We start from the raw sequence: 26,375 nt of genomic DNA on the forward strand, positions 1-26,375 counted from the left end.
CACCAGCCCCCGGCCCCGGCGCTGGCCACCCCGCCGCCGCCTTCGGCGTGCAGTTCGGCGGTGAACCGGTTGCTTATCCCGCGCCGCCAGGTCGCGCTGCCAATGGTGGCGTCGTCATAGGAGAACGAGCGGATGCCGTAATCGCGCCGCATGCGGCCAATGCCCGCCGACCAGTCGGAAAGGCCTTCGGCGAGCAGCTGCTGGGTGCCGTAGAACGAGAAATCCAGGGTCTGCATGCGGCCATAGGCATCGGTGATCACCACCTGCGCGTTGCCGGTGCCGCTGATGCCGGGTTGTGCGCCCAGCTGGAATGGGCCAACCGGCACTTCGCCGTTGTATTGGCGGAGGCCATCCACATACAGCTCAACCGTGGACGGCACCACGGCTTCGCCAAGAAAGCTGGGCGTGGGGGTCAGCACCCGGTAGGGCTGCAGGCCGTAGTTGCGGCCGATCTGGATGCCGCCCATCCGCACCGGTCGGCTCCAGTCGACGAAGCCGCTGAAGAAGTCGCCCACGGTGAGCGTGAGTGCCTGATCCGGAAAATCCAGCTCCCAACGGCTGTCCAGGCGCACGCTCTCGCCACGCCAGCCGCCGCCATCGCCCTCCTGGTAGGTGCGCAGCAACTGGCTGCTGCGCAGCACCCCGCGGCCCAACCCGAACACGCGTGCCTCGGTGGTGAGCGCGAGATTTCCCGCGTCCTCGTTCTGGCTGGCGTACACGTCGTAGTTGAGCAGTGCGCCCGGGGAGGCACTGGCCACCGGCGTGGTTTCGCGCGCCTGGCCGAGTTCGGTGGTCGGCAGGTCCAGCTGCTCCAGCGGGACCTCAAGCGCCAGGGTCTGCATGGCGGCGTCATAACGCACCACCACACCGCTGATCTGCTCCAGCGGCACGGGCGCGTCGCCGCGCGCGGCGAATCCCAGCTGGCGCAGCACTGCCGGGTCGGCACGCAGTTGGCCTGCCGATTCGGTGAACGGCAGCAGGCCACGCGGAGTGCCGTTGAGCGTGACATCCAGGTACAGCGTCTGCGGGGCTGTCAGCGGGGTCGGCGGCGGCAACATCACATCGTCGGCGGCCCCCAGGCCGCCGATCTCCGCGCCGCTGTCGGCCGGGGCCGTAGCGGCGGCGGCCGGCAGTGCCAGCATTCCGGGCGAGACCGCAGCGGCAGCCAGGACGACGCGCACGCAGGCCTCAGCGAGCCGGTGGCGTCGCAGGCAGTGGCGTGGCTTGCGAAGCGCCATTGATCTTTGCCGATAGGATTGCGCCGTTGAGGCGCGCTGCGGTGATGTCCAGCGGCCAGCGCATGGTCTGGCCACTGAGCACGTAGCCCACCAGGCCGGGTTTGAACACCTGGGGTCGCTCGGGCGTGCCCATGGCCAGGTCGGCGAGCTGGGCATAGGTGGTACCCAGATTGCGTACTTCCAGCGCCAGGGTGCCGTCGGCCTGGGTCAGCAGGGAGGCCTGCAGGTCCGGCGCATCCGGTGCGTCGTCGTCGGGCTGCACGAACACCGGCAGCGAGTAGCGAAGCACGAACTGCATGCCTTCGCGGTTCGGGTCGAGGGGCGGCACCTCATCGACGATGACACGGTAGGCGAGCTGGCCGGTCGGCGGCTGGGGATCGGCGCGGACCACGCGGATCAGCTGCTGCTGCCCCGCCGCCAGTGCCTGCATCGGCGGGCTCACCACCAGTTCCGAGGTGGGCTCCAGTTCGTCGCGGCCATCGCGCTGGGTCCAGCGGAACACGCGCGCCTGGACGTCTACCGGCGCAGTGCCGCTGTTGCTGATCCACAGTGCTTCGGCGTTCTGGCGGGAAGTCAGCTGCAGCGACGTCGGCGCGACCTGAAGGCTGGCGGCGTGGGTGCCGGCGGCAGTCAGCGCCGCCAGCAGCACGCAGGCAACAAGGCACCGTCCGGAAGGCCGCGCGCGGCTCCGTTCAGTATCCGACATGGCACCCTCAGTAGGTGATGGTGGCGGTGACGGTGTCCTGGTAGTTACCGGTCGCAGCGTTGTTCACGCTGGGATTGGCGACCTGGCCGTAAATCGGATACGCCTGCGCGAGGCCGTTGCCGGTGCCTGCCACGGTATTGGTGCCCGCTGTTGCGCCCCAGACCGTGGTGCGGGTCGCGTTGGAATACAGCTGGTAGCCGACGTAGTTGTTGGTGGTGACCGCCGCGTCGGTGTTGATCATGCGCCGGGTGGTGACGTCGTTGGCGGTGGCGGCATTGGCACCGGCATTGAGTGCGATCGTATACGGGGTCAACGCCGAGCACTGGGCGGTGACCGAGCCCTGCGCATTGGACGGGGTGGTCGCGGTGGACAGCGCCGAGCCGAAGTCGACGTCGGTGGCGGCTGCGGCGGTGATCGTGCAGGCCTTGGTGATGATGATGCGCACGTTGAACGTGGTGGTGTCGGCGGCCAGGGCAGGGGACGCCAGGGCCAGCAGAGTAAAGCTGAACAGCACAGGTCGAAGGGATCGCATGGGTTTTCTCCTTGGACGGGGGTCCTGGATGAACGAGTCGATACCGCCGTGGGGCCGGGGAGGCGCGCCGCAGGGACGCGGTTTCCTTATAAATGCGCGGTCGTGGGCGAAACGTGAGGAAATCTGGCCGCTTTTCACATTTTCTACGTTCCGCCGGGCGCAGGTACGGGGTCCCTGGAAGGCCGGAGGTCCGCCCGATGCGCCCCGGCCCGTTCAGACTGGCCGCGGAATCAGCGATAATGGCGGGCATGAGCGTGAATCTGAAAACCCCCCAGGAAATCGAAATGATGCGCGTCGCCGGCCGGCTGGCCAGCGAGGTGCTCGACATCGTCACCCCGCATGTGAAGCCGGGCGTGACCACTGAAGAGCTCGACCGCATCTGCCACGACCACATCATCAACGTGCAGAAGGCCACGCCGGCCAATGTTGGCTATCGCGGCTTCCCCAAGACGGTGTGCACGTCGGTCAACAACGTCATCTGTCACGGCATCCCCAGCGAAGGCAAGGTGCTCAAGGACGGCGACATCATCAACATCGACGTGACCGTCATCAAGGATGGCTGGCATGGCGACACCAGCCGCATGTACTTCGTCGGCACCCCGTCGGTGATGGCACGCCGTCTGGTCGATGTGACCTACCAGGCCATGTGGGCCGGCATCCGCGCGGTCAAGCCGGGGGCAACCCTGGGCGACATCGGGCATGCCATCCAGAGCCTGGCCGAAGGCGAGCGCTTCAGCGTGGTCCGCGAGTACTGCGGCCACGGCATCGGCAAGGTCTATCACGACGAGCCGCAGGTGGTGCATTACGGCCGCCCGGGGCAGGGGCTGGTGCTGCAGCCGGGCATGACCTTCACCATCGAGCCGATGATCAATGAAGGCACCCGCTACAACAAGGTGCTGCCGGACGGCTGGACCGTGGTCACCAAGGACCGCAAGCTGTCGGCGCAGTGGGAGCACATGATCGCGGTCACCGAGACCGGCGTGGATGTGCTGACCCTCGCGCCCGGCGAATCGCAGGTCTGAGCATGTTGCCGGCGAGCCCTGTCCTGGACGCGCCGGCCGATGCCGTCGCCGACCCCGAGTGGGCGGCGCTGGCCCGGCAGAGCCTCCAGCAGGCCGACGCCCGCCTGTACCGCCGGTTTGACCAGGGCGACAACATCGAGCGTCTGCTGGCGCTGCGCGCCCGTGCCGCCGACCACCTGATCCGTCTCGCCTGGCAGCGCTGTCTGCCCGCCGACACGGGGCTGGCGCTGTTTGCAGTTGGCGGCTACGGGCGCGGCGAACTGTTCCCGCGTTCGGATATCGACGTGCTGGTGCTCGGCGAACCGGCGGCACAACACGCGCACGAAGCGGGGTTGGCGCGCCTGTTCGCGCTGCTCTGGGACTGCGGCCTGCCGGTCAGTCATGCGGTGCGTTCGGCGCAGGATTGCGTGACCGCCAGCGCCGACCAGACCGTATTCACCGCCCTGCTGGAATCGCGCCCACTGGTCGCCGACGAGGCGGCGCGGCAGTTGCTGAAGCGTGCGATCAATGACGACGCACTGTGGCCACCGCAGGCGTTCTTCGTGGCCAAGCGCGACGAACTGCTGGCCCGTCACCAGCGTTTCGGCGACACCGCCGACAACCTGGAGCCGGACATCAAGGACGGCCCGGGTGGGCTGCGCGACCTCAATACGCTCGGCTGGATGGCGCTGCGCGCGTTCGGGGTGCGCGAACTGGAGGCCCTGGTCGGCCTGGGCCATCTGGGCCTGGACGAAGCCACCGCGCTTCGGCGCGAGCGCTGCGCGCTGGCGCAGCTGCGCTTCGGCCTGCACCTGGTCGCCAACCGGCCTGAAGAGCGCCTGCGCTTCGACTACCAGAAAACCCTGGCAGCGCGCCTGGGCTTCCACGACGATGTGGAAAGCCTCGCGGTGGAAAAGATGATGCAAGGCTTCTACCGCAGCGCCACGGTGGTGCGACGGATCAGCGACCGCCTGCTGCAGCGCTTCGAGGAACAGTTCGACGGTGAGGCGGTGCCCGAGCCGGTCAGCGTCGGTTTCTCGCTGCGTCGTGGTTATCTCGCCGCCAATGATCCGCAGTGGCCGCAGGGAGACATCCAGCAGGTATTCGCGCTGTTCGCCAGCTGGGCCTACAACCCGGACGTCCGCGGGCTTCATTCGCTGACCGCGCGCGCGCTGGCTGAATCGCTGGCGGTGCTGCCGTCCTACACCGAAGCCAGCGCCGACGCACGTGGGCAGTTCATGGCCCTGATGCGCAGCCCGCGCGCGGTGGACACGCTGGCGCGGATGGCGCGGCTGGGCGTGCTCGGGCAGTGGATTCCGGCGTTCGCGCAGGTGTCCGGGCGCATGCAGTTCGACCTGTTCCATGTGTACACCGTGGACCAGCACACGTTGATGGTCCTGCGCAACATTGGCCTGTTCGCCAGCAGCCGCGCCGACGAGCGCTTCTCGATCGCGCATGAGGTGTGGCCCCGCCTGCGCAAGCCGGAACTCCTGCTGTTGGCCGGTCTGTTCCACGACATCGCCAAAGGCCGCGGCGGCGACCATTCCGAGCTCGGCGCGGTGGACGCGCGCGAATTCTGCCAGGCGCACGCGCTGAGCACGTCGGATACCGAGCTGGTGGCCTGGCTGGTCGAGCAGCACCTGCGCATGTCGGTGACCGCGCAGAAGCAGGACATTTCCGACCCGGACGTTATCCATCGTTTCGCCTCGCTGGTGGCCAGCCGTGATCGCCTCGATTACCTGTACCTGCTGACCTGCGCCGATATCGCCGGGACCAGCCCCAAGCTGTGGAACGCGTGGAAGGACCGCCTGCTGGCCGACCTGTACTTCGCCGCGCGCCGCGCGCTGCGCGACGGCCTGGAGAACCAGATGCCCGCTGCCGAGCGCGTGCAGGAAGCACGCGAGTCGGTGCGCGCACTGGTTCGCGAGCGCGGTTACGACGATGCCACCATCGACCGCCAGTTTGCGGTCATGCCCGACGAAAGCTTCATCCGCCTGCGGCCCGAGCAGCTGGCGTGGCAGGCCGCAGCGCTGGTGCCGGTGAAGCAGGGCCAGACCCTGGTGAAAGTGCGCCGCATCACCCCGGACGACCATGCGCTGGAAGTGTTCGTGCACTCGCCAGACCGCGATGGCCTGTTCGCGGCAATTGTGATGACGCTGGACCGCAAGGGCTATGGCATCCATCGTGCGCGCGTGCTGGACGGTCCGGTTGATACCATCTTCGATACCTTCGAAGTGACCCCGGCTGACAGCTTCGCCGACGGTGATGCGCCGCGCCTGGAAGCTGCGTTGCGCGAGGCACTTTCCGGCGACCTGACCCGGCTGCGCCCGTCGCGGCGGGTGATTCCACGCCAATTGCGTCACTTCCGCTTCGCACCGCGCATCGAGTTCCGCGATGCCAGCGACAATGAAGCCGGAAGTACCCGCTTCAGCCTGGTGGCGCCGGATCGCCCCGGGCTGCTGGCCGACGTGGCTTTTGTACTGCGCAACCAGGGCCTGCGTGTGCACGACGCACGCATTGCCACCTTCGGCGAACGCGCCGAAGACATGTTCGTGATCAGTGACGAGCACGACCAACCCTTGACTGAAACCGCCCGGCAGCAGCTGCATGACGCGATGCTGACCTGCCTGGATCCTGATCGAAAAGCCGGAGATACCCCCTGATGGCCACCAAGCCCGCCAAGAAGACCGCCGCGAAGACCGCAGCGGCCAAAAAGACTGCTGCCGTTGCCCCGGCTGTGAAGAAGCCCGCAGCGAAGAAGGCCGTGGCTGCCGCGAAGAAAGCGCCGGCGAAGAAGGCGGCCGCCACCGCCGCTGAAACCGCCGCCAAGCGTGCCGAAACCATTGCCCGCAAGTCGCTGCGCAAGCCGGCGACACCCGGCGTGGAAGAGCTGAAGTTCGGCATTGAAAGTGCCTTCGAACGTCGCGCCATGCTGACCCTGCATGAGATTGAAGGTTCGACCAAGCCGCTGGTCAACCGTGTCATTGACGGGTTGGAAACCGGCGAATTCCGCGTTGCCGAGCCGGATGGCCACGGTGGCTGGAAGGTCAACGAGTGGCTGAAGAAGGCGGTGCTGCTGTATTTCCGCGTCAACGACATGGGCGTGGTGGATGCACGTCCGGCACCGTTCTGGGACAAGGTGGAATCGCGCTTCGCCGGCTTCGATGAGGCGAAGTTCCGCCGCACCGGGGTGCGCGTGGTGCCGGGTGCGATCGCGCGCCGCGGCAGTTACTTCGGAAAAGATGTGGTGCTGATGCCCAGCTTCACCAACATCGGCGCGCATGTGGGCGAAGGCACCATGGTCGACACCTGGGCCACGGTGGGTTCCTGCGCGCAGATCGGCAAGCACTGCCATCTTTCCGGCGGTGCCGGTATTGGCGGCGTGCTGGAACCGCTGCAGGCCAGCCCGACCATCATCGAGGATCACTGCTTCATCGGTGCGCGTTCGGAAGTGGTTGAAGGCGTCGTGGTCGGCCACCACAGCGTGATCGGCATGGGCGTGTTCCTGAGCCAGAGCACCCGCATCTACAACCGTGCCACGGGCGAGATCAGCTACGGCTACATTCCGCCGTACAGCGTGGTGGTATCCGGCTCGCTGCCGAGCAAGGACGGCACGCACTCGCTCTACTGCGCGGTGATCGTCAAGCAGGTAGACGCCAGGACCCGCAGCAAGACCAGCGTCAACGACCTGCTGCGCGGCCTGGCCGACTGAATGTCGCAGGCACCGCGCTGACGGCGTGGTGCCTGGCAGGTTTGCGCTACAGCTAGGAGTTCACCGAACGCCGCCTGCGGGCGGCGTCGCTATGCTCGGGATGCGTCGTGTCCGCACGCGCTGATTTCTTTCCCGGCATGAAGGACGTCCATGAACCCTGCTGTTTCGCCCGTACCTTTGGCATCGCGGCCGCGCGCGCTGTCGCCGCCCCGCGCCGCCCAGGTGCCCCCTTCCGAGCCCCGGCTGCTGGCTGAGCAGGTGCTGCTCGCGTTGTTCAACGCCCCGCCCTGTGGCGATTTCCGGCTGGGCGTGGATCCGCCGTCGGGCGCGATGATCGCGGCGCTGTATTCGCGGATGGTCGCCGGACACGACGTCGGCACCCTGTACGGCGACCAGGATGTGCTGCTTCAGTTGCTGCGTGAGAGCATCGCGTTGGGCCCGACGCAGCGTCGCTATCGACTCAGCAGCTGCAGCATCGGCAAAGCGCTCAATATCATGTGCCTGGTATGGCGCGCGCGTGCTCGAATCCCGCCCGACACCGCGCGACTGGTCGCGTTGATGGAGTCCTGCGCCGTGCTGATCCAGCGGCAGGGAAGCATGCTGCTGGAGACCTGCGGGGTGATCATGTTCCATCTGGGCGAGCTGATCACCTGTCACGCGCTCAGTGATCACTGTGCGCGTCTGATCTGCGAGGTCCTCGAGCCGAAGTTCCGCGCGGCGGTTCGCAGCCGACTGCATGAGCCGCTGACGGGCGGCGAGGTGGCGCTCGGGCTGATCAGCACGCTGCGTGCGTCGGAACAGCGCCTGGTCGCGGCGACAGACGCGCCTTCGCAGCGTACGGCGGCTGATGCGCTTCTCGTCACCATGCACATGCTGCTGGATAGGCAGCCGCAGTTCCTGCGACGCTGTGAAAGCTCCACATTGGGCCTGATCGCGCGTCACGCCGTGCTGTATCTGCGGCAGCTGGAGGCTGTCCAGGGCGAAGGCGCGGATGCCGAAGACAAAGACCGCCAGTTCCGCGTCGCGCGACTGGTCAGAACCTGCATCGAAGAAGTGCGCCGTCGTCCTTCCGACAGCGGTGCAGAGGCAGAACAGGCGCGGCCGGGATTTGATTGCAGGTTGCGTTATGCGCCGCATTATTACCAACAGTGGCTGTCGCGGCAGGACCCCTACGTGCAGGCCTGGCTGGCGCTCCGGCTGGAAGAGGGAGGGCATGTGCAGGCAGCCGCCTCGGCGGCCGTCAGCGCCCCTCGCCCCGTCCCTCATTTCGACGCGGATCGCGACGGCCCGCTCTCGCGCCTTGGCGGCGCGGCCGCAGCGCTTGCCGATGGCGATGTGGTGACCGTCCGCGAGACGCGGGAGCACGCCATCACCTGTACTCAGCATGTGATGTCTTCGCTGCAGGCCGAAGGCACGTCGCTGCAACCGGACCTGCGCGCACGTGCACAGATGCTGCTCGACATCGATACCGTGTTTCAGCATCTGGACCAGGCCAATCCGCTGAATGCACCGCGTTACGACGCCACCCTGGAGACCCTGCGGGTGTTCATGCAGGAGCAGGCGACGGAACTGGTCGACGCGGGCGGCGTGCCGCTGCTGGGGCCGGCAGTTTCGCTGCCGTCCGGCCTGCGTTCCTGGCAGCGGCTGCTGCTGAGCCAGTTGCTGACCTGAGCAGGGCAGGGCCTTGCGGTATGATCCGGGCATGAGCGAAACCATCATTTACGGACTGAAGAACTGCGACACCTGCAAGAAGGCCACGAAGTGGCTGGACCGGTTCGGTGTGGGTTACACCTTCGTGGATTACCGCGAGCACAAGCCGTCGCCCGAGACGCTGCTGGAGTGGGCGGCGCAGCTGGGCGGCCTGGGCGCAATGGTGAACAAGTCATCGACCACCTGGCGGCAGCTGCCGGACAACCGCAAGGCCGCCGCCTCCGACGCGGAGTGGAAGCTGCTGCTGCGCGAGTACCCGCAGCTGATCAAGCGACCCGTGGTGGTGACTGCAGACGGCACGGTCAGCCAGGGCTTCAGTGACAACGGGTTCAAGCAGCGTTTCGGAGTGGGCTCGTGAACGACGTTGTTGCCTTGACCTGTGAACTGATCGCGCGGCCGTCGGTGACGCCGGACGATGCCGGCTGCCAGATGCTGCTGGCCGATCGTCTGCAGGCGGCCGGCTTCCAGTGTGAGCACCTGCGTCTGGGCGAGGTCGACAACCTGTGGGCCACCCACGGGCAGGGCGCGCCGGTGCTGGTGCTGCTGGGCCACACTGATGTGGTGCCGCCGGGCCCGCGCGAGGCCTGGGCCAGCGATCCGTTCGCTCCGGAGGTGCGCGACGGCGTGCTGTACGGGCGCGGTGCGGCGGACATGAAGGGCAGCGTGGCGGCGTTCGTGGTGGCGGCCGAGCAGTTCGTGAAAGCGCACCCGCAACATCCAGGCACGCTGGCGGTTCTGCTGACCAGCGACGAGGAAGGCGACGCCATCGACGGTGTGCGTCGGGTCGCGGACATCTTCCGCGAACGCGGGCAGGGCATCGACTGGTGCATCACCGGAGAGCCGTCGTCGACGGCGGTGCTGGGCGACCTGCTGCGGGTCGGCCGGCGCGGCAGTCTGTCGGGCACGCTGACGGTGAAAGGCGTGCAGGGCCACGTGGCGTATCCGCACAAGGCGCGCAACCCGATCCACCTGGCCGCGCCGGCGCTGGCGGCGCTGACCGCGAGACACTGGGACGATGGTTTCGAAAGCTTCCCGCCGACCAGCCTGCAGGTGTCCAACATCCACGCCGGCACCGGCGCGAACAACGTCATTCCCGGCGAGCTGCAGGTGCTGTTCAACCTGCGCTACAACCCGCACTGGAACGCGCCGAAGCTGGAAGCGGCGATCACCGCGATGCTGGACGCGCACGCGCTGGATTACACGCTGAAGTGGCACCGCAGCGGCGAACCGTTCTATACCCCGGAAGGCACGCTGCGCAGCGTGGCCCGGCAGGTACTGGGTGAGTTCGCCGGCGCGGCCCCGGAAGAAAGCACCGGCGGCGGCACCTCCGACGCCCGCTTCATCGCCCCGCTGGGCGCGCAGTGCATTGAAGTCGGCCCGGTCAACGCCTCCATCCACCAGGTCGACGAAAACGTCTCCGTCGCCGACCTCGAAGCCCTGCCAGCCCTCTACCAGCGCCTCATCGAGCGCCTGCTGGCCTGACTGCTGGATCTGGGCGAACAGCCGGTGGTCATCGGTTCCGTGTGTTGGCAGGTCGGGGTGGGCATTCCGGGGGACGCCGCAAGTACGTCCCTGTAGGCTCGATCGCCGCATCCATGCGGCTCACGCCCCCTCCAACCCACCCCGACCCGCCCCGACAGTGGGTCGGTGGCCAACGAAAATCAAAATCCACGCGCGGGTCTGTCCCGGTAGCGTCGGTCGACAGACGACGGCCGTGAAATCCCCAACATCCGGTAACGCATGACCTCGGAACGCAGACGCCGTTGCCGTGGCATTTCCCATGGCCACCGACCACGTATCGAGGGGCCGGGCACAGCCCCGCGGCACCCAGCCCATGCAATCCAAGTAAGTTGCGACAGCAACAGTTGCACGCCCGAAATATTCCGGGTACGTTCGATCCATGGCCTCGCCCCTGACCACCGCCGTCAATAACAACCGCAATAATCTGCGCGCGAATAATCGTGCGCGGCCGATGCGGGACTGCGACCAGGGCTAGAACCAGAAATACGCCCGGATACCAGAAAACCCGCATCGGTCGATGCGGGTTTTTTTATGGTCCGGGTTTTTCACATCCGGGCCTGGGTGGCCGGTCGAATGCCTGCAACACGTGTATTCCCCCATCATCAGGAGCTGTTCCCATGTGTTCGATCTTTGGAATGTTCGGCCTTCAGGCCGGAGATGATCTTCCTGCCCTGCGCCGTCGCGCGCTGGATCTCTCGCAGCGCCAGCGCCATCGCGGGCCCGACTGGAGCGGCGTGTACGTCGACACCGGTGCCGTGCTGGTGCACGAGCGCCTGGCCATCGTCGACCCCGCCGGCGGCTCGCAGCCGCTGCTGTCCGAGGATGGCGGTCTGGCCCTGGCCGTCAACGGCGAAATCTACAACCACCGTGAACTCAAGGCCGAACTTACCCAGCCGTATGCCTTCCAGACCGGTTCGGACTGCGAGGTCATCAACGCGTTGCATCGCGAAGACACGCCCGCCTCGTTCCTCAACCGGCTCAACGGCATTTTCGCCTTCGCCCTGTGGGACCGTGACCAGCAGCGCGTACTGATCGCGCGTGATCCCATCGGGGTGGTGCCGCTGTACTGGGGGCATGACCAGGACGGCCGACTGGTGGTCGCGTCAGAGCTGAAATCGCTGGTCGACATCTGCGCGGACGCCGCCCAGTTCCCGCCCGGCCACTGGTATGACAGCGCCACCGATACGCTCACCCGTTACTACGAGCGGCCGTGGCGTGACTACGCTGCAGTCGAAGGCGTGGAAGCTGACCGTGTCGCGCTGCGCGAAGCGTTCGAGCGTGCCGTTCACCGTCAGCTGATGACCGACGTGCCCTATGGGGTGCTGCTGTCCGGTGGCCTGGATTCCTCGCTGGTCGCTGCCGTGGCCGCACGCTATGCGCGCCATCGCATTGAAGACGGCGACCAGAGTGAAGCGTGGTGGCCGCGTCTGCACTCGTTCGCCATCGGCCTGGAAGGCTCGCCCGATCTCGCCGCCGCCGCCATCGCTGCCGAGGCGCTGGGTACCGTGCATCACGGCTTCGAGTACACCTTCGAGGAAGGCCTGGATGCGCTGCCAGAAGTCATCCGCCACGTGGAAACCTACGACGTCACCACCATCCGCGCGTCCACGCCGATGTTCCTGCTGGCGCGACGCATCAAGGCCATGGGGGTAAAAATGGTGCTGTCCGGTGAAGGCAGCGACGAAATATTCGGCGGCTACCTGTACTTCCACAAGGCACCCAATGCGCGCGAGTTCCATGAAGAACTTGTGCGCAAGCTGGACGCGCTGAACAACTACGACTGCCTGCGCGCGAACAAGTCGATGATGGCCTGGGGCGTCGAGCCGCGGGTGCCGTTCCTGGACCGTGAGTTTCTCGACGCAGCCATGCGCATCGATGCCCGCCACAAGATGGTCGGGCAGGGAGCGGGGGGCGCGCGGCGAATCGAGAAGGCCGTACTGCGCGAGGCGTTCGAGGGCTACCTGCCGGACTCGATTCTGTGGCGGCAGAAGGAGCAGTTCAGCGACGGCGTCGGCTACGGTTGGATCGACGGCCTGAAGGCGCACGCCGAAGGCCAGGTCAGCGACCGGGTCATGGCGGCCGCCGACAAGCGCTTCGTGCACAACCCGCCGCAGACCAAGGAGGCGTACTACTACCGCCACCTGTTCGAGCAGTTCTTCCCCACCCAGGCCGCCGCCGAGACCGTGCCCGGGGGCAAGTCGATTGCCTGCTCTTCGCCGGCCGCGATCGCCTGGGATGCCAGCTTTGCCGCCATGGCCGACCCCTCTGGCCGCGCTGTAGCGGGGGTGCACGAACAGGCGATCAGCGCGTAACAACCCCGCCGCGTTATCATCGCCCCTCACGCAAGGGCATGTTCATGGACGCACAGAGCAGGGGCGGGTCACGGCCGATGAAATGGGGTTGGCACTACCTGGCCTGGGCCGGGATTCCACTGGCCATCGGCCTGGCGCTGGCGCGCTATGCCGGTCCGGGCATGCCCACCGTCGCCGCCAAGGCCGAAAAGGTCATCGGCAGCGACTGGGCCCAGCACCTGGCGTCGCCGCTGGGCCTTTTCCTGCTGCAGCTTCTGGTGCTGCTGGTGGTGGCCAAAGGAGCTGGCGCGCTGTTGAAACGAATCGGTCAGCCGGCGGTGATCGGCGAGATGGCGGCCGGGCTGATGATGGGCCCGCTGGTGCTGGGCAGCCTGCTGCCCGGCCTGCATGGCGCGCTGTTCCCGGCCACATCACTAGGCCCGCTGGGCATGCTCAGCCAGCTCGGTGTGCTGATGTTCCTGCTGGTGGCCGGTGCCGAACTTGACCTGGGCGCACTGCGTGGCCGCCGCCGCTTTGCCTTCACTGTCAGCCATGCCGGCATCGCGGTGCCGTTCGTGCTGGGGGTGCTGCTGGCGATCTGGTTGTACCCCGACCATGGACCGCAGGGCGTGGGCTTTACCGCCTTCGCGCTGTTCGTCGGCATTTCCATGAGCATCACCGCCTTCCCGGTGCTGCTGCGCATCCTGGCGGATCGTGGCATCACCCACACCCCGTTGGGCCAGACTGCCATTGCCTGTGCCGCCTTGGGCGACGCCACCGCGTGGTGCCTGCTGGCGCTGATCGTGGCCGCTGCGCAGGCCACCGGGTGGCTTACCGCCAGCCTCAACCTGCTGTGTGTGGTGGCCTTCGTCGCGCTGATGCTGGGCGCGGTGAAACCGTGGTTCGCGCGACAGACGGTGCAACCCGGCAGCGAAGGTCGCTGGCTGTTGGGGGTGCTGCTGCTGGCCCTTGCCAGTGCGCTGGTCACCGAAGTGCTGGGCATCCATGCCCTGTTCGGCGCGTTTGCCGCCGGGGTGGCGGTGTCGGCCAATACCCAGTTGCGCACGCTGCTCATCGCCAAAGTGGAACCGTTCGCGGTCACCCTGCTGCTGCCGCTGTTCTTCGCCATGACCGGCCTGCGCATGCGCGCGGATGCGCTTCACGCCAGCGATCTGCTGCTGTGCCTGCTGGTGATCGCGGTGGCCACCGTGGGCAAACTGCTCGGCACCTTCAGTGCGGCGCGCAGTGCCGGGCTGGAAACGCGTGAGGCGTGGCGGCTGGGTGCGCTGATGAACACCCGTGGCCTGATGGAGCTGATCGTGCTCAATCTCGGTTACGAACTGGGCCTGCTGGGCGACCGCCTGTTTGCGGTGCTGGTGATCATGGCGCTGGTGACCACCGCCATGACCGGGCCGTTGTTGAATCTGATCGAGCGGCGCAACGTTCGCGGTCACGACCAACGGTCGTGACCTACCCGGCACGCAGGATGATCCGGTGGGTCACGACCGTTGGTCGTGACTTCTGTCTGACGACGCGAATCACTGCGGCGTCAATGTCATCGTATGCACGGCTTTCCCCGGCAAGAACGGCGTCGGCTTGCCCTGCGCCCAATCCGCATGCCCAGCCCCCCAGAACGGCGAAAGCGGATGGCCGCTCTGCCCACCCGGCATATGGATGATGCCGTCGGCCTCGTGCCCGGGGGACACCACCATCCGTTGCGAAGCACCGAACGACGGTCCCTGCACGCGCGGCATGTTGTTGTCGCCGGGCAGCGGGTCGGCCGCCATGCACAGCCAGCGCTTGGCGAACGCGGGCAGGGCGCGGCTGACCGGATGGCAGATCGCCGCGGTGTTGAGTTCGCCGTAAGTGCGCTTGCCCAGATCCGGGCCACGTGCGGCCAGCTCGCCCTCAAGCCCATGCGCGGCATCCACCAGCAGCGCATCCCAGCTGGGGTAGGGCGGCGGCAGCAGATGCGCCGGACGCTCGCTCACCAGCGGCCACAGCACGCCTTCCAGCTGCGCCAGGCGGGGTTCCAGGTAGTCCTCGCCCAGTTCTGCCCTGGCTGGTGCCAGCAGGCCGTCCGATACCGCTTCCAGCACCCGGCCGCGAAAGCCACGGGTGATCCGGTAGCTGACCGAATCGACCGAGGCATGCCCCTCCCAGGTGCGGGTGGCCGCCTCCAGCCGCTTCAGCGACGGGTCGTCGCTGTGCGTCACCACCTGCCGCAGCAGCGTATACCAGCGTTCAAGGAACAGCGCACGGTCGTCCAGCTGGATCGCCAGCAGGTCCTGTTCGGTGAAGCCTTCCTTGGCGAACAGGTCGTCGCGGATCTGCCGGCCGCGCGCGCCCAGGTCATAGCCGGCATTGCCGGCAACGGACAGTGCCTCGCCGTCGAGCACCCGGCCATTGGCGGTCCACAGCCGGTGCGTGGGCGGGTCGATCAAGGACGGCGCATCATCGCTGCGGATCGGCCACGGCGCGCAGTCGGCTGGGGGCCTCGTGCTGAAACCATTGGGCGGGCAGGCCGGTGCACGGTTGGGGCGTGCGCCCAGCAACCGCCACGCGATCCGGCCGCGACTGTCGGCCAGCAGCAGGTTCTGGGTGGGAATGCCGGCACGATCCGCGATCGCCAGCGCCTGGTCGAGGTCACCCGCGCGCGCCATCTCGGCAAAGTCCAGGCGAACCGCGCCCGGCAACTGGGCGGTCCAGCGCAGCGCTTCGCCGCTGCCGTCCGCGCGTTCGTGCAGGATGGGACCCCATTCGGTCTCGCGCACGACGAATGTCACGGCGGGCTGACCTGCCACGCGGATGCGCTCGTTGTACGTGCGGATGCCCGGCGCATGCGCGGGTACCGGCTTGAAGTCGGCAGTGTCGATGTAGCTGTTGGTGAAGCCCCAGGCCACATGCCCGTTGCTGCCCACCACGATTGCCGGCAGGCCGGGCAGCGAGAATCCACTCACGTCGACCTTGCCGCCCGCAGCGGCGGGATCGGGGTAACGCAGCCGCACCCGGAACCACAGGCTGGGCGCGCGCAGGCCCAGATGCATGTCATCGGCCACGATGGCGCGGCCGTCCGCGGTCAACGCCCCGGCCACCGCGAAGTTGTTGCTGCCTTTCACCTCCGCCTCCTGCACCGCGGCCGTGGCGACGTCGGTAGGTGATGACCCTCGGACACCGGTGGGTGACGACCGTTGGTCGTCACGCAGGTCAAGCTGTTCCGCCCCCGGCAACACCGCATTCCCTCGCGCCTCCCCGAACAACGGCGCATCCCACTCGCTGCCATCATGCGCCAGCAGCGCATACAACGCCGGCGGCACCACCTCGCGGATCCGGGTCATCGCCAGTTCGGTCTGGTTGCCTGGGTCCTGCAGGTCGGCATACATCGCCAGCCCGGTCAGTATCGAGTCGGTGGCGCTCCAGCGCGCCGGTGTCTGGCGCAGCAGCAGGTAGGGCCAGGGGCGTACGCGCAGGCCGTCCACGCCTGCGTTGACGCCGTCCACATAGGCCTGCAGCACCGCCGCCTGGCTGCCCATCGCCGCATCCAGATGCGCATCGGTGCGCGTGCGCAGCCGGTGCACCCGCATGCGCTTGTCCACGTCAACGGCCGCCGGTCCGAACAGCTCGGCCAGCTCGCCGGCCGCCGCGCGGCGCATCAGGTCCATCTCGAAATAGCGTTCCTGCGCATGCACCTGGCCCAGGGCGCGCATCGCATCGGCCGGGGAGGCGGCATCAATGGTGACCACCCCAAGCGCATCGCGCTGCACCGTGACCGGGGCCTGCAGGCCGGCCAGCGTGTGTTCCCCGTCCATTAGAGCCAGACTGCCGCGCAGCAGCCACCAGACCAGGGCAATCCCGACAACCGCTACCAGCAGCACCAAGCCCAGCACCCGCTTCAGCCAACGACGCATCCCGCGACTCCCCTCCGGTGGAAGGCCGATTGTAGGCCCTGTCGATGACGCGTGAATGCGGGCTGCGAGCGCAACTGCGACTGATTCCGATTAGATCACCATCGGAAAAGATAGGGCACCATGCGCGCATCGATTCACAAGGAGCCCCCCATGAAAGGTCACCCGGACGTCATCGCCTGCCTGAAGGAACTGCTGCGCGGCGAGCTTGCAGCACGCGACCAGTACTTCATCCATTCGCGCCGCTACGAGGACCAGGGACTGTTCGCGCTGTACGAACGCCTGAACCATGAGATGGAAGAGGAAACCCAGCACGCCGACGCGCTGCTGCGCCGCATCCTGTTCCTGGGTGGCAACCCCGACATGCGTCCGCACGCGTTCGAACCCGGTGAAACCGTGGAAGAAATGCTGCGCAAGGACCTGGACACCGAGTACAGCGTGCGCAACAACCTGGCTGCCGGCATGAAGCTGTGTGAGCAGCATCAGGATTACGTGAGCCGCGACATGCTGCTGGTGCAGCTGAAGGACACCGAGGAAGACCACGCCTGGTGGCTGGAACAGCAGCTGAGCCTGATCAAGCGCATCGGCCTGGCCCTGTACCAGACCAGCAAGATCGAAGCCAAGGGCACCGCCGCGCATTGATTCATCTGTGTGCCGACCAACGGTCGGCACCTACCGGTGATCTATTGCATCACCGTCGGTAGCGCCCGACCGTTGGTCGGGCGAATTCCGGAAGATTCATCCGGTCGCCAGCCAGCCAAGGCCCGCCAGCAACCCACAAAAAAACCGGGGAAATCCCCGGTTTTTTTGTGGGTGCGGTGCCGGGCAGAGCCCGGCACCACGTGGGTCACTCCACGCTCAACCCTTCCACCTTCTGCCAGCCACGCGGCAGCAGGTGGCCGCGCGTTGCACGTGCGCCCAGGTACTGCTCCAGGTCCTTGAACGACAGGTTCATGGTGCGCGCACCGCTGTGCACCTGCAGGGTGTTGCCCGGCGACACCGCGACCACCGCGACCACGCGCTCGGTGGCGAGCTTGGCCTTGGGGATCTCGATGATCTTGTTGCCTTTGCCCTTGTCCAGTTCCGGCAGCTCGCTGGCAGGAATGGCCAGCAGGTTGCCCGAACTGGTCACCGCGACGATGCGGTCGGTCTCGGCGTTGGCCACCACCGAAGGCGTCAGCACCTTCGAACCGGAGGTCAGGTTGAGCATCGCCTTGCCGGCCTTGTTGCGGCCCACCAGGTTCTCGAAGCGGGTCACGAAGCCATAGCCGTGCGAGGACGCCAGCACGAAGCGGGTGGCGTTCTCGCCGCTGGCCAGGGTCATGAAGGCGCTGCCGGCGGCCGGTGAGAAGCGGCCGGTCAGCGGTTCGCCGTTGCCACGGGCCGAGGGCAGGGTGTGGATCGCGGTCGAATAGGCGCGACCCTCGCTGTCCAGGAACGCCACCTGCTGGGTGCTGCGCGCACGCGCGAAGCCCAGCAGCGCATCGCCTTCGCGGTAGTTCAGCGTGGACGGGTCCATGTCGTGGCCCTTGGCCGCACGGATCCAGCCCTTCTCCGACAGCACCACGGTCATCGGCTCGCTCGGCACCAGCTCGGTTTCATCGATGGCCTGTGCCGCGCCACGCTGCACCAGCGGCGAACGGCGCGCGTCGCCGAACTTCTTCGCGTCGGCGGTCAGCTCGTCGCGAATCAACTTCTTCAGCTTGGCCTTGCTGTCCAGGATCGACTGGATCTTGTCGCGCTCCTTGGCCAGCTCGTCCTGCTCGCCGCGGATCTTCATTTCTTCCAGGCGCGCCAGCTGCTTCAGCTTGGTTTCCAGGATGTACTCGGCCTGGTCTTCGCTCAGCCCGAAGCGCGCGATCAGCGCCGCCTTGGGTTCGTCCTCGGTGCGGATGATGTGGATCACTTCATCCAGGTTGAGGAACGCCACCAGCAGGCCTTCCAACAGGTGCAGGCGACGCTCGACCTTTTCCAGGCGATGGTTGAGGCGGCGGGTCACGGTGGCCTGGCGGAACTGCAGCCACTCGCTCAGCAGCATCTTCAGGTTCTTCACCTGCGGACGGCCGTCCATGCCGATAACGTTCATGTTGACCCGGTAGCTGCGCTCCAGGTCGGTGGTGGCGAACAGGTGGCCCATCAGCTGTTCGGCATCGACACGGTTGGAGCGGGGCAGCAGCACCAGCCGCACCGGATTGGCGTGGTCGGATTCGTCGCGCAGGTCTTCCAGCCACGGCAGCTTCTTGGCCCGCATCTGTGCGGCGATCTGTTCGATCACCTTCGACGGCGAGACCTGGAACGGCAGGGCCGTCACCACGATGTTGTTGCCTTCCTTCACGAAGGTGGCACGCGCGCGCACGCTGCCGTTGCCGGTTTCGTACATCTGCCGCAGGTCGGCCAGCGGAGTGATGATTTCCGCCGTGCTCGGGTAGTCCGGACCCTTCACGTGCTCGCACAGGTCGGCGATGCTCGCGTCCGGATCATCCAGCAGGTGCAGCAGCGCGCTGACGATCTCGTTGAGATTGTGCGGCGGCACGTCGGTGGCCATGCCCACGGCGATGCCGGTGGTGCCGTTCAGCAGCAGGTGCGGCAGGCGCGCCGGCATCCAGGTGGGCTCTTCCAGCGTGCCGTCGAAGTTCGGCACCCAGTCGGTGGTGCCCTGGTTGATCTCGCCGAGCAGCACTTCGGCGATCGGGGTCAGCTTGGATTCGGTGTAACGCATTGCCGCGAACGACTTCGGGTCGTCGCTGGAGCCGAAGTTGCCCTGGCCCTCGATCAGCGGGTAGCGGTACGAGAACGGCTGTGCCATCAGCACCAGTGCTTCGTAGCAGGCGCTGTCGCCATGCGGGTGGTACTTACCGATGACGTCACCGACGGTGCGCGCGGACTTCTTAGGCTTGGAGGCCGCATTCAGCCCCAGCTCGCTCATCGAATAGATGATGCGCCGCTGCACCGGTTTCAGCCCGTCGCCGATGAACGGCAGGGCGCGGTCCAGCACCACGTACATCGAGTAATCCAGGTACGCCCGTTCGGCGTACTCGCGCAGGGGCAGCTGTTCAAAGCCGTGGAACACGGGTCGGGCTAGATCGGTCATGCGGGATTGTTACCTGTGGCAAAGGACGGCGACGGCTGTCGCCCTCGCAGGCGGTCGATTATCCGGATGCGGCGGGGGATGCCAAGCCATGTGAAGAAATAGACCCTCTTCATCACGCTGCTGAATGCAGTCACAGTCGAATTGCTTCCATCTTAAATATTTCCATTGAGAAATATATTGGATGGAAGTAAAGTGCGCACCCATGATGATCTGCCCCGAAACCACCCCGCCCAGCCTGGGTCTGCTGCTGCGCCAGGTCCGCGACGGCCTGATGCGCCAGCTCGACATCTCGATGGCCGAGGAGAACCTGGACATCGGCTTCACCCACTACCTGGGCCTGAAGGTGCTGTCGTTCCGCGCGCCATGTACCGCCAACGAACTGGCCCAGGCGCTGGACCAGGTGCCGAGCGCGGTGACCCGGCTGCTGGACAAGCTGGAAGCGCTGGGCTGCGTGCGCCGTGAGCCGCACGCCCAGGACCGGCGGGCGCTGCAGATCGTGCTGACCGACGAGGGCCGCGCGCTGTGGGCGCGGCTCAAGCTGCGCGGCGAGGCCACCATCAACGACGCCATGCGTGACCTGAGCGCCGACGAGCGTGCCCAGCTGCTTTCCCTGTTGACCCGTGTTCGCGATTCCCTGACGACGCCATGACCACTTCTACTTCCCGCACCTTCCGGCTGCAGCCACTGCTGCCGGCCGCACTGGCGTTGGCGCTGTCCGCCTGCGCCAGCACCGGCGGCCTGCAACCGCAGGGCCAGCTGCTTGATCCCGACCACCTGCAGAGCCAGCGCACGCTGGCCGGCCAGGACCTGAGCCAGCCCGGCTGGCCGGCCACCGACTGGTGGCGCGCGCTGGGGGATCCCCAGCTCGACGCGCTGATCGCCGAAGGCCTGCAGCACAACCCCGGCCTGGACGCGGCTGACGCGCGCCTGCGCCAGGCGCGTTCGCAGATCGGCACCGCGCGTGCCGACCGGCTGCCCAGCCTGAATGCCTCCGGTGGCTACACCGGCGTGCGCCTGCCCGAATCGATGGTCGGCGAAGAACGCGGCGGCAGCTACGCGGGCAGCGGCCAGGCGTATCTCAGTTTCAGCTATGGCATCGACCTGTGGGGCGGCAAGCGCGCCGCCTGGGAGGCGGCCGTGGACAGCGGCCATGCCGCCGAAGTGGATGCACAGGCCGCGCGTCTGGATCTGTCGGCCGCCATCGCCGAAGCCTATGCCCAGCTCGGCTACGCCTGGCAGCTGCATGACGTGGCCAATGGCGAACTGGAGCGTGCGCAGAAGACGCTGAAGCTGACCCAGCAGCGCCGCAGTGCCGGCATCGACAGCGACCTGCAGGTGCGCCAGGCCGAAACCCGTATTCCGGCCGCGCAGCAGCAGCTGCAGGCCGCGCAGCAGCAGATCGACGAAGCCCGCACCGCACTGGCCGCGCTGGTCGGGCAGGGCCCGGACCGCGGGCTGCAGATCGAACGTCCGCAGGTGCTCAACCCGCTGGCGCTGCAGCTGCCGGGCGTGCTGCCCAGCGAACTGCTCGGCCGTCGCCCCGACATCGTCGCCGCGCGCTGGCGCGTGGAAGCGGCCGGCAAGGAGATCCATGCGGCCAAGGCGAAGTTCTATCCCAGCCTCAACCTCACCGCACTCGGCGGCGTGGTCAACAGCGAAGTGGACCAGCTGCTCAAGAGCAGCTCCACCTTCGCCTTCCTGGGCCCGGCACTGAGCCTGCCGATCTTCGACGGCGGCCGCCTGCGCGCCAACCTGGACAAGACCGACGCGCAGTACGACCTGGCCGTCGCCGACTACAACCAGTCGGTGGTCGGTGCGCTGCGCGAAGTGGCCGACCAGGTCAACGCGGTGCGCTCGCTGGCCGACCAGGCCACGGCCCAGCAGCAGGCGCTGGACACCGCGCAGGCCGCGCAGGACCTGGCCCAGCAGCGCTACCGCGCCGGCATTGGCAGCTACCTCGACGTGCTGGTGGTGGAAGAGCAGCTGCTGGTGGCGCAGAAGCGCCTGGCCGAGCTGCAGTCCCGCCAGATTCTTGTTTCGGTGAAGTTGAGCCAGGCGCTGGGCGGCGGATTCACCCCGTCCAGCGACACCGCCACGCTCGCCGCCCCCACTGATTCCACGCATTCCTGAGACAACGTTCATGAGCCAGACTTCTGCTCCCGCTGCCGCGCCGGCAGCTCCGTCCCGCCGCGGCAAGCTGCTGCGCGGCCTTGTGGTCATCGTGGTCCTGCTGCTGGCCGCGTTTGCCCTGTGGTACTTCATGTTCGGCCGCTGGTTCGAAGAAACCGACGACGCCTACGTGCAGGGCAACCAGGTGCAGATCACCCCGCTGGTAAGCGGCACCGTGGTGGCGATCAACGCCGACGACGGCATGCGCGTGGAGCGCGGCCAGCTGCTGGTGCAGCTGGACCCGGCCGATACCGAAGTGGCACTGCAACAGGCCGAGGCCACCCTGGCCAAGACCGTGCGTGAAGTGCGCGGCCTGTACCGCAGCGTGGAAGGTGCGCAGGCCGAATTGAATGCCCGCAACGTCACCCTCAAGCGCGTGCGCGAAGACTTCGCCCGCCGCAAGGACCTGGCCGCCACGGGTGCGATCTCCAACGAAGAACTGGCGCACGCCCGTGACGAGCTGGCCGCCGCTGAAGCGGCCGTGGCCGGTTCGCGCGAGACCTTCGAGCGCAGCCGCGCGCTGGTCGACGACACCGTGATCGCGACCCAGCCGGACGTGCAGGCCGCGGCCGCGCAGCTGCGCCAGGCCTTCCTCAACAACGCCCGTGCCGGCATCGTCGCACCGGTCACCGGTTACGTGGCGCGTCGTTCGGTGCAGGTCGGCCAGCGCGTGCAGCCGGGCAACGCCCTGATGGCGGTGGTGCCGACCGAACAGATGTGGGTGGAAGCCAACTTCAAGGAAACCCAGCTGCGCCACATGCGCCTGGGCCAGGAGGTGGAGCTGAAGTCGGACCTGTACGGCGGTGAGGTGCACTACACCGGCCACATCGACAGCCTGGGCCTGGGTACCGGTTCGGCGTTCTCGCTGCTGCCGGCGCAGAACGCCAGCGGCAACTGGATCAAGATCGTGCAGCGCGTGCCGGTGCGCATCGCCATCGACCCGAAGCAGCTGGCCGAACATCCGCTGCGCATTGGCCTGTCGATGAAGGCTGAAGTGAGCCTGCGCGACCAGAAGGGCACGGTGCTGCCGACCGAGGCCGCCAAGGGCCAGGTGTTCGACACCGACGTGTACGCCAAGCAGCTGCACAGTGCCGACGACATGATCCACACCATCATCCAGGCCAACCTGCCGCAGCAGGCCAAGGCGAGCTGAGACCGAAACGATGTCCGCACAAGCTCCTACCGCGCCCGGCACCCGGGGCGCGCCGTCGGTGGCCGGTGCCTTCCGGCCGGCCAATGTCGCGCTGTGTACTGCAGGCCTGGCGATGGCCTCGTTCATGCAGGTGCTCGACACCACCATCGCCAACGTGTCGCTGCCGACCATCGCCGGCAACCTGGGGGCCAGCTCGCAGCAGGCCACCTGGGTGATCACCTCGTTCGCGGTGAGCACGGCGATCGCGCTGCCGCTGACCGGCTGGTTGAGCCGTCGCTTCGGCGAAACCAAGCTGTTCATCTGGGCGACGCTGTCGTTCGTGGTGGCCTCGCTGTTGTGTGGCCTGGCGCAGAGCATGGGCATGCTGGTGGTGTCGCGCGCGCTGCAGGGTTTCGTGGCGGGGCCGATGTACCCGATCACGCAGTCGCTGCTGGTGTCGATCTATCCCCGCGAGAAACGGGGGCAGGCGCTGGCGCTGCTGGCGATGATCACGGTGGTGGCCCCGATCTGCGGCCCGATTCTGGGCGGCTGGATCACCGACAACTACAGCTGGGAATGGATCTTCCTGATCAACGTGCCGCTGGGCATCTTCGCGGCACTGGTGGTGGGTAGCCAGCTGAAGGGTCGGCCGGAGCACATTGAAAAGCCGAAAATGGACTACATCGGCCTGATCACGCTGGTGATCGGCGTGGGTGCGCTGCAGCTGGTGCTGGACCTGGGCAACGACGAAGACTGGTTCGCCTCGGCAAAAATCGTGGTGCTGGCCTGCGTGGCGGTGGTGGCGTTGGCGGTGTTCCTGATCTGGGAGCTGACCGACAAGGACCCGATTGTGGACCTGCGCCTGTTCCGCCACCGCAACTTCCGTGCGGGCACGCTGGCGATGGTGGTGGCGTATGCGGCGTTCTTCAGTGTGTCGCTGCTGATTCCACAATGGCTGCAGCGTGACATGGGCTACACGGCGATCTGGGCGGGCTTGGCGACGGCACCGATTGGCATCCTGCCGGTGATCATGACGCCGTTCGTGGGCAAGTATGCGTCGCGCTTCGACATGCGGATGATTGCGTCGTTCGCGTTCGTGTTCCTGTCGTTCACGAGTTTCCTGCGTTCGAACTTCAACCTGCAGGTGGACTTCACGCACGTGGCGGGGGTGCAGTTGATCATGGGTGTGGGCGTGGCATTGTTCTTCATGCCGGTGCTGCAGATCCTGCTGTCGGACCTGGACGGCCGTGAGATTGCGGCGGGTTCGGGTCTGGCGACGTTCCTGCGTACGCTGGGCGGCAGCTTCGCAGCGTCGCTGACCACGTGGCTGTGGGCGCACCGCACGCAGGAGCACCACGCGCATCTGACCGAGCACATCTCGGTGTATCAGCCGGGCATGCAGGAGCAGGTCACGGCGATGGGGCAGGGCGACCTGCAACATGGTGCGGCGGCCTTGAACAACATCATCAACCACCAGGCATCGCAGATGGGTTTCAACGACATCTTCTTCCTGCTGGGCTGGGTGTTCCTGGCGATCATCGCGTTCCTGTGGCTCGCCAAGCCCCCCTTCGGTGCCGGCGCAGGTGCCGCCTCCGCGGGCGGCCACTGATCTTCGTCGGCATTCGACGCACCGCCTGCTGATCGGCAATCGACAGACTACGTAGAGCCGGGCTTGCCCGGCTGCTGTTGGATTCGTGCGAGCAACCCTCGGCTGCGGGTCTACGTGCCTGGGGCCATCGGATGGGGGGTACGGGACACGCCGTTAACCCATCCATGGGGGCTCGTCGAAAACATCCATGTTTTCAACGGTCCAGTACCCCCCATCCGATGGCCCCGCGACACATGGTCGGCGGCCACGGAAAATCAACGGCAACGGCAACGGCAGCGGCAACGGCAACGGCAGCGGCTGGCATCACTGCGATGCTGACCACCACCGCGATGCTGGACATCACCGGGATGCTGGGCCTGATGCAAATGGTTGAAAAAATGGTGGGATCGGTCGACAGACGATCGCCGTGAAATGACCAACGTTCTTTAACGCATGAACCCCGGATCGAAACGCGCCCCTCGCACGATCCCAATGACGCACGCGCCCCAGAACACCAAACAATCCCGTCACCGAACACCACAAAAACGCGCACGCACGTCACACATTGAAACATCGACGAACGCGCGACACCTGCATCACCGTCGCGCGCACCCACTACTCCCACAAGCCTCCCGCAAACCAACCGCGCCAATTGCGTCGCACCATTTGCCCGAGCGCCAAAAACCCGCCACGATTGTGGCGCAAATGCCTATTTTTATCGGCATCTGTTTCCTGCAGGGTAGGCCCCGGAGCGTAGAATCTCCGAAATATCGCGATGCTGTCCTGCGTGGGAGTCGTACGTCCTGCGTCGGGAGGGTGGCTAATACAACACCCCCGCAAGGGGGAAATATGTCCGCCGTTTTTCTCGCGAAATTTCACGGTTCTAACCTCCCGACCCTCCGCCATCCCGGCGGGGGGCGCACTCTGCAGGAGGTTTGCCATGCAAACACAACGTTCGTACATGCATCACCCGCAGTTCCGGCGGAGGGTACGCTGATGAAAAAGCCGGTCTGGCTACGTGCGCGAGTGGAAGACGATCTGCGCCGCGACTTCAAAGGCGTGACCAAGAGTCTGGATTTGGCGCCGGCGGAGGCGATCCGTTTGTTCATGGCGCGGCTGGTGCAGCATGCACAGGAGTCGCGTGCGAGGGATGCAAAGTTGCGGCGCAGCTCGATCCGCAAAGCAAGCGACGACGCGGCCGGTGTAATGGGTGTCGGTGTTGAAGATCCACACAGCGGCGAATCCCCGCCATCGGGGTGATGTCTTCGCATCCGGCAATGCCACCGGCAATGCGACGGGCAATGCGACCGGAAATGCGACCGGAAATGCCGCCGGTAGGGTCGCACGACAGTCGACCGCCGATAACGGTGATCGGTGCGATAGGGCATGACCGCGAACGAAGAAGTGCGTCTCCGTTCGGAGGTCATAAAATACCCCGGCCGCGTGCCAACGGGCAGAGACGGTACCGGGGTGTACGCAAGCACCTTAGGCCATCGGTATCTGCCCCGCAATCGGTGATGTCGGAAGCGCCCTGAAATGGATGAGTGCGGCAGGGACGTAGTGTCGGCACGCCGGGCGTTCGTTTCGATTCGAGTTCATGCGTTACCGGGCGTGGATGATTTCACGGCCGTCGTCTGTCGACCGACGCTACCGGGCCCCAGCATTCCAGAGATGGTCGGCATTTCGATCACAATCCGAACGCCAGAAACGAAAAAACCCGCTTGCGCGGGTTTGATCATTTACTGAGTCATGGTGCCCAGGAGAGGACTCGAACCTCCA

At 66.6% G+C, this 26,375-nt stretch carries 20 protein-coding genes; 15 read left to right on the forward strand and 5 right to left on the reverse strand.

Annotated features, from left to right (window positions below; genetic code table 11):
- From EGJ34_RS03405 to EGJ34_RS03415, 3 genes are all read right to left on the reverse strand, one after another.
- Nucleotides 1–1,142: fimbria/pilus outer membrane usher protein (locus EGJ34_RS03405; RefSeq protein ID WP_148100473.1), on the reverse strand; the 1,142-nt coding region annotated here is incomplete at its 3' end.
- A gap of 46 nt (nt 1,143–1,188) precedes the next feature.
- Nucleotides 1,189–1,944 (reverse strand): molecular chaperone, encoded by a 756-nt coding sequence (locus EGJ34_RS03410; protein WP_125359134.1) that lies wholly within the window; start codon nt 1,942–1,944, stop codon nt 1,189–1,191.
- A 7-nt stretch (nt 1,945–1,951) separates the two neighbouring features.
- Nucleotides 1,952–2,476 (reverse strand): spore coat protein U domain-containing protein, encoded by a 525-nt coding sequence (locus tag EGJ34_RS03415; protein WP_125359135.1) that lies wholly within the window; start codon nt 2,474–2,476, stop codon nt 1,952–1,954.
- Nucleotides 2,477–2,724: 248 nt separating this feature from the next.
- Between EGJ34_RS03415 and map the strand changes: the two genes are divergently transcribed.
- The 8 genes from map (at nt 2,725) to EGJ34_RS03455 (ending at nt 14,180) form a co-directional block, all read left to right on the forward strand.
- The gene (gene map / locus EGJ34_RS03420) at nt 2,725–3,498 is read left to right on the forward strand and encodes a type I methionyl aminopeptidase (RefSeq protein WP_260476889.1); all 774 of its coding nucleotides are present in this window, start codon (nt 2,725–2,727) and stop codon (nt 3,496–3,498) included.
- Between the two features lie 2 nt (nt 3,499–3,500).
- On the forward strand, nt 3,501–6,140 hold the full coding sequence (locus tag EGJ34_RS03425) for a [protein-PII] uridylyltransferase (protein ID WP_125359137.1): 2,640 nt from the start codon (nt 3,501–3,503) through the stop codon (nt 6,138–6,140).
- Nucleotides 6,140–7,189, forward strand: coding sequence for a 2,3,4,5-tetrahydropyridine-2,6-dicarboxylate N-succinyltransferase (dapD, locus tag EGJ34_RS03430; RefSeq protein WP_125359138.1), 1,050 nt, complete (start codon nt 6,140–6,142; stop codon nt 7,187–7,189). The genes EGJ34_RS03425 and dapD overlap by 1 nt, the downstream gene beginning before the upstream one ends.
- 258 nt (nt 7,190–7,447) lie before the next feature.
- Nucleotides 7,448–8,860: a hypothetical protein gene (locus EGJ34_RS03435; RefSeq protein ID WP_125359139.1), complete on the forward strand. Its 1,413-nt coding sequence runs from the start codon at nt 7,448–7,450 to the stop codon at nt 8,858–8,860.
- 31 nt (nt 8,861–8,891) lie between these two features.
- On the forward strand, nt 8,892–9,257 hold the full coding sequence (locus EGJ34_RS03440) for an arsenate reductase (protein WP_125359140.1): 366 nt from the start codon (nt 8,892–8,894) through the stop codon (nt 9,255–9,257).
- Nucleotides 9,254–10,381 (forward strand): succinyl-diaminopimelate desuccinylase, encoded by a 1,128-nt coding sequence (gene dapE / locus EGJ34_RS03445; protein WP_125359141.1) that lies wholly within the window; start codon nt 9,254–9,256, stop codon nt 10,379–10,381. Before EGJ34_RS03440 ends, dapE begins: the two co-directional genes overlap by 4 nt.
- A gap of 656 nt (nt 10,382–11,037) precedes the next feature.
- Nucleotides 11,038–12,732, forward strand: a complete 1,695-nt coding sequence (gene asnB, locus EGJ34_RS03450; RefSeq protein WP_125359142.1) for an asparagine synthase B — start codon at nt 11,038–11,040, stop codon at nt 12,730–12,732.
- Between the two features lie 38 nt (nt 12,733–12,770).
- On the forward strand, nt 12,771–14,180 hold the full coding sequence (locus tag EGJ34_RS03455; RefSeq protein WP_125359143.1) for a cation:proton antiporter: 1,410 nt from the start codon (nt 12,771–12,773) through the stop codon (nt 14,178–14,180).
- A gap of 69 nt (nt 14,181–14,249) precedes the next feature.
- Here the strand turns inward: EGJ34_RS03455 and EGJ34_RS03460 are convergent, their stop codons facing one another.
- Entirely contained in the window at nt 14,250–16,619 is a 2,370-nt protein-coding gene (locus EGJ34_RS03460; RefSeq protein WP_125359144.1) for a penicillin acylase family protein, read from the reverse strand.
- A 150-nt stretch (nt 16,620–16,769) separates the two neighbouring features.
- Here EGJ34_RS03460 and bfr point away from each other — a divergent pair, with 150 nt between their 5' ends.
- The gene (gene bfr, locus EGJ34_RS03465; protein WP_125359145.1) at nt 16,770–17,258 is read left to right on the forward strand and encodes a bacterioferritin; all 489 of its coding nucleotides are present in this window, start codon (nt 16,770–16,772) and stop codon (nt 17,256–17,258) included.
- A gap of 205 nt (nt 17,259–17,463) precedes the next feature.
- On the opposite strand, the gene parC is transcribed toward bfr, so the two are convergent.
- Complete coding sequence (gene parC / locus EGJ34_RS03470; RefSeq protein ID WP_125359146.1) at nt 17,464–19,707, reverse strand: DNA topoisomerase IV subunit A; 2,244 nt, start codon at nt 19,705–19,707, stop codon at nt 17,464–17,466.
- A 205-nt stretch (nt 19,708–19,912) separates the two neighbouring features.
- On the opposite strand from parC, the gene EGJ34_RS03475 reads away from it, so the two are divergent.
- From EGJ34_RS03475 to EGJ34_RS03495, 6 genes are all read left to right on the forward strand, one after another.
- Nucleotides 19,913–20,356, forward strand: coding sequence for a MarR family transcriptional regulator (locus tag EGJ34_RS03475; RefSeq protein WP_125359169.1), 444 nt, complete (start codon nt 19,913–19,915; stop codon nt 20,354–20,356).
- Entirely contained in the window at nt 20,353–21,837 is a 1,485-nt protein-coding gene (locus EGJ34_RS03480; RefSeq protein WP_125359147.1) for an efflux transporter outer membrane subunit, read from the forward strand. The genes EGJ34_RS03475 and EGJ34_RS03480 overlap by 4 nt, the downstream gene beginning before the upstream one ends.
- A gap of 10 nt (nt 21,838–21,847) precedes the next feature.
- Entirely contained in the window at nt 21,848–23,029 is a 1,182-nt protein-coding gene (gene emrA, locus EGJ34_RS03485) for a multidrug efflux MFS transporter periplasmic adaptor subunit EmrA (protein ID WP_125359148.1), read from the forward strand.
- 10 nt (nt 23,030–23,039) lie between these two features.
- The gene (locus EGJ34_RS03490) at nt 23,040–24,617 is read left to right on the forward strand and encodes a DHA2 family efflux MFS transporter permease subunit (RefSeq protein ID WP_125359149.1); all 1,578 of its coding nucleotides are present in this window, start codon (nt 23,040–23,042) and stop codon (nt 24,615–24,617) included.
- A gap of 233 nt (nt 24,618–24,850) precedes the next feature.
- The gene (locus EGJ34_RS22085) at nt 24,851–25,027 is read left to right on the forward strand and encodes a hypothetical protein (RefSeq protein WP_185750049.1); all 177 of its coding nucleotides are present in this window, start codon (nt 24,851–24,853) and stop codon (nt 25,025–25,027) included.
- 565 nt (nt 25,028–25,592) lie between these two features.
- On the forward strand, nt 25,593–25,856 hold the full coding sequence (locus tag EGJ34_RS03495) for a hypothetical protein (RefSeq protein ID WP_125359150.1): 264 nt from the start codon (nt 25,593–25,595) through the stop codon (nt 25,854–25,856).
- The last annotated feature ends 519 nt before the right edge of the window (nt 25,857–26,375 follow it).

The sequence above is a fragment of the Stenotrophomonas sp. 278 genome (assembly GCF_003935715.1).
GTDB classification, from domain to species: Bacteria; Pseudomonadota; Gammaproteobacteria; order Xanthomonadales; family Xanthomonadaceae; genus Stenotrophomonas; species Stenotrophomonas maltophilia_AH.